The 7,074-nt window shown below is 35.3% G+C and carries 5 protein-coding genes, 1 tRNA gene and 1 pseudogene; 6 read left to right on the forward strand and 1 reads right to left on the reverse strand.

Annotated features, from left to right (window positions below; all coding sequences use genetic code 11):
• From WGMM_RS07210 to dapA, 5 genes and pseudogenes are all read left to right on the forward strand, one after another.
• A pseudogene (locus WGMM_RS07210) lies at positions 1-586 on the forward strand (hypothetical protein); the annotation flags it as partial.
• A 4-nt stretch (positions 587-590) separates the two neighbouring features.
• Complete coding sequence (locus WGMM_RS03255; RefSeq protein WP_038250042.1) at positions 591-1,406, forward strand: hypothetical protein; 816 nt, start codon at positions 591-593, stop codon at positions 1,404-1,406.
• A 16-nt stretch (positions 1,407-1,422) separates the two neighbouring features.
• Positions 1,423-1,490: transfer RNA gene (locus WGMM_RS03260), tRNA-Arg, on the forward strand.
• Positions 1,491-1,563: 73 nt separating this feature from the next.
• Entirely contained in the window at positions 1,564-2,046 is a 483-nt protein-coding gene (ssb, locus tag WGMM_RS03265; protein WP_010082448.1) for a single-stranded DNA-binding protein, read from the forward strand.
• Between the two features lie 9 nt (positions 2,047-2,055).
• A complete protein-coding gene (gene dapA, locus WGMM_RS03270; protein ID WP_038250045.1) occupies positions 2,056-2,937 on the forward strand; it encodes a 4-hydroxy-tetrahydrodipicolinate synthase in 882 nt (293 codons plus the stop codon).
• Positions 2,938-2,975: 38 nt separating this feature from the next.
• Here dapA and ligA read toward each other — a convergent pair whose 3' ends face one another.
• On the reverse strand, positions 2,976-4,973 hold the full coding sequence (gene ligA / locus WGMM_RS03275; RefSeq protein ID WP_038250051.1) for an NAD-dependent DNA ligase LigA: 1,998 nt from the start codon (positions 4,971-4,973) through the stop codon (positions 2,976-2,978).
• Positions 4,974-5,186: 213 nt separating this feature from the next.
• Between ligA and gltX the strand changes: the two genes are divergently transcribed.
• Positions 5,187-6,509: a glutamate--tRNA ligase gene (gene gltX / locus WGMM_RS03280; RefSeq protein ID WP_038250057.1), complete on the forward strand. Its 1,323-nt coding sequence runs from the start codon at positions 5,187-5,189 to the stop codon at positions 6,507-6,509.
• The last annotated feature ends 565 nt before the right edge of the window (positions 6,510-7,074 follow it).

Consider the following 7,074-nt stretch of genomic DNA (forward strand, 5'->3'; position numbering starts at 1 on the left):
GCTACAATTCAGTTTATATCGTATTTGTTATTATCTGTTGGATTAATAGGGTTATTAACATATGTTGTTATCTATAACGAAAAGACTTATAATAAAAACCAAATTGCGATTCTATTAATTTACAGATTACTGGAATTCAAAAAAAGGAAGTTGTTCTAAATAAAAACCTAGATTTATGGAAAAAAATTTCTTCTTCAAATTTACATAGTAGCAGATACATTGCAAATTTAAATTTCGAGCTTAGCAAGTTATATAAAAAGTACTATATATTAAAACCTGAAATATCAATTTCTATACCCGAAGAAGTTGAGCTCCACAACAAAAGTGAACGCACAAAAGTAATAAAAAGTGAAGTGGTCTTAAGGAAGTTGAATTTAAGCTCAATCAGCGATAAGCATATTTTTTTATTTCTACAGTCTATTCCAAATCTGCCCGGTTATGTTATGATCAAATCTCTTATTTTAAATAAGCAGAGAAATATTGATGAATGCTGAATGAAACTATGAATCAGATTTTGAATGGTAATATGATAGAGATAGTGAGAGCTAATATAGTCTTTGATTGGTATACTATATTAAGTAGATAAGGTGATGAACATAAAGCTGTTTTTTATTTTTACGCTACTCATTTCCAATGTTAATGCATATTGCAGTTGTGGAGATATCATAGAAAGCATAGAAATTTGTAAGGAGTATTCTTGCCGACAATATATTGGCAATGAAGATTTTATTGAGCATAAAATATTAGGATTAAATAGTGGAAATTTATGCGTATATATAGAAAAACAAGGTAATGATGAAATGGTTTGTCATCATTCTCAGTATGGAATGATGATAGAAAAAAGATATTTTGAAAGTATTCTTAAAGTTGGCAATCAAGAAATCGACGATTTTATTGATATAGCAAATTTGCGTGCAAAAGAGTGTTTCTTTATCAACAATCAAAAACTAAGCTATACAGATCGGGACGATATAATAAGAGAAGCAGTGGAAAGTGACTTTGACGTTTTGTCACAATATAGTAACGTAAAAAGCATTTTTTTTGATGAAGAGCCAGTTAATAGAATGGTCAATGAAATGGAAAAGTTCAATTTACGATCTTCAAGAGCTGTAAAAGAGGAGGTATCAGATAATTTCAACGGTAAGGTAGTGAGTTTAGACTCAATTTTATATCTTTCTCCCGATACATGGAAAATATGGGTAAATGGAAAACTGTTTATAAATACTCAGGATTTAAAAGTGCACTCAGTCACTGAAAATTATGTAACTTTTGTATGGACCGTAGATCAAAAAGCAATAAAAAAGCATGCGAATGATTCTCAAAATGTATATTTTGGATATAGGAGTATTATGTTTACGCTTTATCCAAAACAAAAATTTGACTTGGATGGCTTATCTATTAAATAACTTAAATATATATGCGCTTGTAGCTCAGTTGGATAGAGCGTTGCCCTCCGGAGGCAAAGGCCGTGGGTTCGAATCCCTCCAAGACCGTCACTTTTAATTAAATTTGACAATAGTATTTTCACATAAGATAATAAAAGGATTTATTTAGAGCATAATTATGTCTGGTGGTACCATAAACAAAGTCATACTAGTTGGTAATTTAGGAAAAGATCCTGAAATTAGGACTACACAAAATGGAAAAGAAATGGCAAGTTTTTCAATAGCCACGTCTGAAAGTTGGACTGACAAACTTTCCGGTATGCGCTCTGAAAAGACAGAGTGGCATAATATCGTAATTTTTAGTGAAGGATTAGTAAAAATCGTCAAAGATTTTGCACGCAAAGGCAGTAAAGTTTATGTTGAAGGTTCTTTGAGAACTAGAAAATGGACTGACCAAAACGGTGGTGAAAGATACACAACAGAGGTGGTTCTGTATAATTTTAATAGCGCTCTTACTCTCTTGGATTCACGAAATAGTGCGCCAAATTCTGATTACAAGCCAAGTGAATACAAACAAGGTGAAACAGAACAAAAAGATAAACACGAAAGTTTTGACAACGATATAAAAGATGAACTACTCGACGATGAAATACCATTTTAACAATTTAAATTGAAATCTACATTTTTATGGACTGCTTGTGTTATTCCTTTTAATTGCAATGGGGATAGCATAGATTATAGCAGTTTGCAGCGTTTACTGACAATGCAAGTTAAAGCTGAAAATGGCGTAGTGTTGCTAGGTAGCACAGGTGAGAGCCTATCGCTTACTGATTCTGAAAAGCGTACATTAGTTGAATTCGTATGTAAGCTAAAATTAAATACGAAAATTATAATTGGCGTACCAGGAGTGAATCTATATCAGACTCTTGAATGGCTTGATTTTTGCAAGGTTATGCCTATTCATGGCTATCTAATGACAACTCCCATTTATGCAAAGCCCGGAATTATGGGGCAGACTTTATGGTTTGAAAAGCTGCTTGAGAAAGCACATGTGCCGGTTATGTTTTACAATATTCCATCAAGAGCAGGAGTGAGTCTTCACGCTGAAACTGTACGCAACTTATCCAGCCACGAAAAATTTTGGGCTATCAAAGATTCAAGTGGCACTGTTGATACTTTAGCTCAGTATAAGAAAGTTGCACCAAATATTGAGGTCTTTTGCGGAGATGATAATATGATATCTGATATGGCCGCTTATGGTGCAGCTGGCCTGGTTTCCGTTGCTGCCAATGTTTGGCCACGCATAGCGCATGAATACGTTAAGAAGTGCCTCAATGGCAGGAACCCTCAGGCAGATATCTGGCAACAGGCTTGCGAAGCGTTATTTATTGCCAGCAACCCAATACCCACTAAAGCACTTTTGCATGATATTGGGCTCATAGAACATCAAACTGTCCGCCTACCACTCAGCACAGAAGACTTGCCTTCTGTTGAAAAATTGAGGCAAGTCAATAAAATGATTCTTGGATGGAAAGAATTGGCTACTCTCTAAATAGTCTTGCAACTTTGATTTAATATACAACCCAAGTGTCATTTGAACACTCCCAAACTTATCACTTTATGCCACTGGTCTTCATCTAAAATTTCTACACCTAATTCCACTGCCTTTTTATATTTGGATCCTGGTTTTTCTCCTGCAATTAGGTAGTCAGTTTTAGCAGAAAGATGTGAGCTGACCTTTGCTCCTAGAGTTTTGGCCCTTACTTTTGCCTCTCCTCTACTCATAGCAAGTAGCTTACCAGTAAACACTATAATTTTATTATTTAAAACAGAGTTACTAGAGTTGGAGCTCACAGGAAGAATTTGAAGACAAGCAGTAAGATCATTTAACATTTTGATGTTATGTTCCTTAGAAAAAAATGATTCCAAAGATTCAGCCACTTTTTTTCCTATGCCGTCTATACCCACTAGCTCAGTATTATCTGATGACAGTTCAATCATCGAATTATACCAATTATCATAAGAAACATAATAATCTGCAAGCAATTCTGCTGCAACTTGGCCAATAAATCTAATACCTAAAGAAAATATAAACCTATCTAGAGTTATTACCCTTCTGCTTTGTATAGCATTTAATAAATGAGCTATTGATTTCTTGCCCCAACCAGACTGTTCTTCCAGATTAAATTCATCCAATCTTTCTTCTAAAGTAAAAATATCGGGAATTTGTTTTATCAGACCAAGGTCGTAAAAAAACTCTATCTGCTTATCACCAAGGCCAACAATGTCAAATGCATCTTTCGATATAAAATGCTTTAGTTTTTCTATTATTTGAGCTTTACAGGCAAATTCCTCAGGACATCTTACTGCAGCCTCTCCCTCAACCTGACGTACTTTACTACCACATTCAGGGCATACTTCAGGAAACACAAATTCAGGTGTATTTGGAAGACGAGAATCTCTGCTTACTTCAAAGATCTGGGGAATTACATCCCCTGCCCTTTTGATTGTTACAATATCTCCCTCTCTTATGTCTTTACGTTTTATCTCATCTTGGTTATGCAGACTTGCTCTACTAACTAGCACCCCACCAATATTGACTGGCACTAAATCTGCAACTGGAGTTAAAACCCCTGTTCTGCCCACCTGTATAAATATCTTATTTAACTTTGTTTTTGCATAAACCGCAGAAAACTTGTATGCAAGTGCTGAGCGCGGTGCTTTGTGAGTATTCCCTAGACGATTTTGTAGTACCAAATCATTTACTTTATAGACTATTCCATCAATATCATAATCCAAGTTATAGCGACAGTTATAGACTTCGTTATAGAACTTCAGCATTCCATCCAAACTACTCGTTAAGGACTGATGCTCATTTACGCAAAAACCAAGTGCCTCAAGCCTATTTAGTATTTCACTTTGACTTTTCTCTGCTCCACCAATCAAAGAATAAGCAAAATATCTAAGAGGTCTGCTTGCTGTAATGTTTGCATCCAATTGCTTTAGAGAACCAGCGGCTGCATTTCGAGGATTGGCAAATTCATCGTTTTCATTTAACTTTAAAAAGTCGCTGTTACTGATGTATATTTCACCTCTTACTTCTAGTCTTCCTTGCACACCTTGCAAAAACTTAGGAAAGCCTTTTATTGTTGCAACATTGTGAGTGACATCTTCCCCTACAAAACCATCACCTCGAGTTGCAGCTTTAACAAATCTTCCATCCTCATAAATTGCAGAAAACGACAACCCATCAATTTTTGGTTCACATAATATCTCTATTTTGTCCTCAATTAAAAACCTCTTTATTTTAGACAAAAATTTCTCTACACCTTGTTCATCATAAGTATTCTCAAGGGAAAGCATAGGTTCTTGATGTTCCACCTTAGAAAACCTCTCATCAGGTGGAGCACCAACACTATCTTGTGTTGCATAAGCTTCTGGAAGTTGTGCCTCTATTTCAGCTAACTTTTTCTTCAGTTCATCATATTCAGCATCACTTATTTCTGGCTTATTTTTTTGGTGATACAAAACATTATGATAATTTATTTGATCTTGCAGTTTTTCTCTCATCTTTTTTAAGGTAGTCATGATACCAATATAATGCTACATTAGCCTTTGTCGTCAAGTTGTGAATTTTCTTGAATTTATCATATGTCTTAATCCATCAAATATCAAAGGTGCCACAATGCTATAGCCATACTTATTCTTCTCTTGCTCAATTGTATTAGCAGATCTCACTTGCTTTAGCCATATGTTTATATAAAATTAAAATAAATTAGAGTAAACAATATTGCTATTTAAATGCTAACAAGATTCGCTCCAAGCCCAACTGGCTACCTCCACGTAGGAAACATACGAACTGCTTTGGTTTGTTGGATGTACACGCGTAATCAAAATGGAAAATTTTTACTCCGTTTTGATGATACTGACCTTCAGCGTTCAGATGTCAAATATATAAATGATATCGTAGAAGACCTAAAATGGATTGGCATAGATTGGGATGCAAGTTTTAAGCAATCAGAGCGCTTTGAGCGTTATAACGAGGTGTTTTTGCAGTTAATAAAAGAAGGGCATATTTATGCATGCTATGAAACAAGAGAAGAGTTAGACATTAAACGAAAATTGCAGTTAAAACAAGGACTTCTCCCTGTATATGACAGAAGCGCGTTACTTCTAACTGAGCAAGAGAAAGTTAGTTATGAGCAAGAAGGAAGAAGACCGCATTTTAGATTTAAGTTGGATAGAAATGAAGTTGTTAAATGGAATGATGAAGTTAAAGGTGAAATAAATATTGCAACCAGTAGCATAAGTGACCCTGTGGTAAAAAGAGAAGATGGAATTTACACATACATGTTACCTTCTGTTATTGATGATGTTGACTTTAATGTAACCCATGTTGTACGCGGGGAAGATCATGTAACTAATACCGCAGTTCAGCTCCAAATGATTAAAGCATTAAAAGCGAAAATCCCTACATTTGCTCACCTTTCTCTGCTACATTTTGATGATAGCAAAATATCCAAGCGAACCGGCATGCTGGACATTAAATCTATAAAAGAAGATGAAGTTGAACCGATGGCACTAGTTAGTTATTTAGTGAAGCTCGGAACATCCAATCCAATTGAAGCTTGCGCCTGTATGCAATCTTTGATTGATTCATTTGACATTAAAAAATTTAGCTCAGCATGTACGCAATTTAGCTTGAGTGAAGCATACAAGCTAAATTGCAAAGTGCTGCAACAAATGCCATTTGAAATTATACAAGAACGTTTAAATCAAATTGGAGTGGACTCCTCAGAGTTTTGGTATTTTATAAAGAACAATATAGAAAGGTTTTCTGAGGTGGCCAAGTGGTGGAAAATATGCAAATCCGATATAGAGCCTGTGATTCTTGATAAGGAGCTTATAAAAATTGCGTTCAATGCATTGCCCCAAGGTGATTGTAATGAAAACACGTTGTCAGAATGGGTCAAAACTATTCGACAAACAGTGGATATAAAGGCAAAAAACCTATTTACGCAGTTGCGTTCAGCTTTAACAGGAACAGAAACAGGACCAGAGCTCGCTAAACTGTTAATTTTTATCGGCAAAGAAAATATCATTGCAAGGTTAAAAGAAAAGTGAAAACTAAAGAATTATGGCTAATGCAATCCCTACGTCATACCGCGATTCATTCGCGGTATCCCTTAGCCGCTAACAAGCAGCGGGATGACGGTTGTCGTTTAGCCATAAACATTAAGAAATTTACCAAATGAAAAAAAAGGACAAAAGAAGCCCCGTGGTTATTATCCGCTTTAAAATATTGGCGTTTTTTATGTTTTAAACGCTTGACAAGCGAGATTCAGCCGCTTTTAATTGCAACCAACTTACGCTGCAAATGTTTAAGAAATTTACTAAGCAGAAAAAAGACAAAGAATTCCCGAGTTAGCTAGTCTTTTACTATCTCTGTCGAGTATTGGCATTTTTTGATGTCTTGTAACGCTTTATAAGCGCGTTCAGCTTATTTAGATAAAAATCTAGATGTAGATGAAGTTTTGTAAAGACATACAGTATCTATATACTGCAAAAAATTGAACATAAGACGCCGGTACATTAAGTAATCCTTACCTTTTAATCTGCAGATTGGCGAAAGCAAACACAATAGCTCCGCTATCGTGATAAGTGGGCTGGCGAGGGGTGTCTAAGTAAG

Source organism: Wolbachia endosymbiont of Glossina morsitans morsitans (assembly GCF_000689175.1).
In the GTDB taxonomy this organism is placed as follows: domain Bacteria; phylum Pseudomonadota; class Alphaproteobacteria; order Rickettsiales; family Anaplasmataceae; genus Wolbachia; species Wolbachia pipientis.

Coding starts and splice junctions, on each gene's coding strand:
- ligA (WP_038250051.1), bottom strand. CDS start 4,973: ATGACTACCTTAAAAAAGATGAGAGAAAAACTGCAAGATCAAATAAAT.
- gltX (WP_038250057.1), top strand. CDS start 5,187: ATGCTAACAAGATTCGCTCCAAGCCCAACTGGCTACCTCCACGTAGGA.
- ssb (WP_010082448.1), top strand. CDS start 1,564: ATGTCTGGTGGTACCATAAACAAAGTCATACTAGTTGGTAATTTAGGA.
- WGMM_RS03255 (WP_038250042.1), top strand. CDS start 591: ATGAACATAAAGCTGTTTTTTATTTTTACGCTACTCATTTCCAATGTT.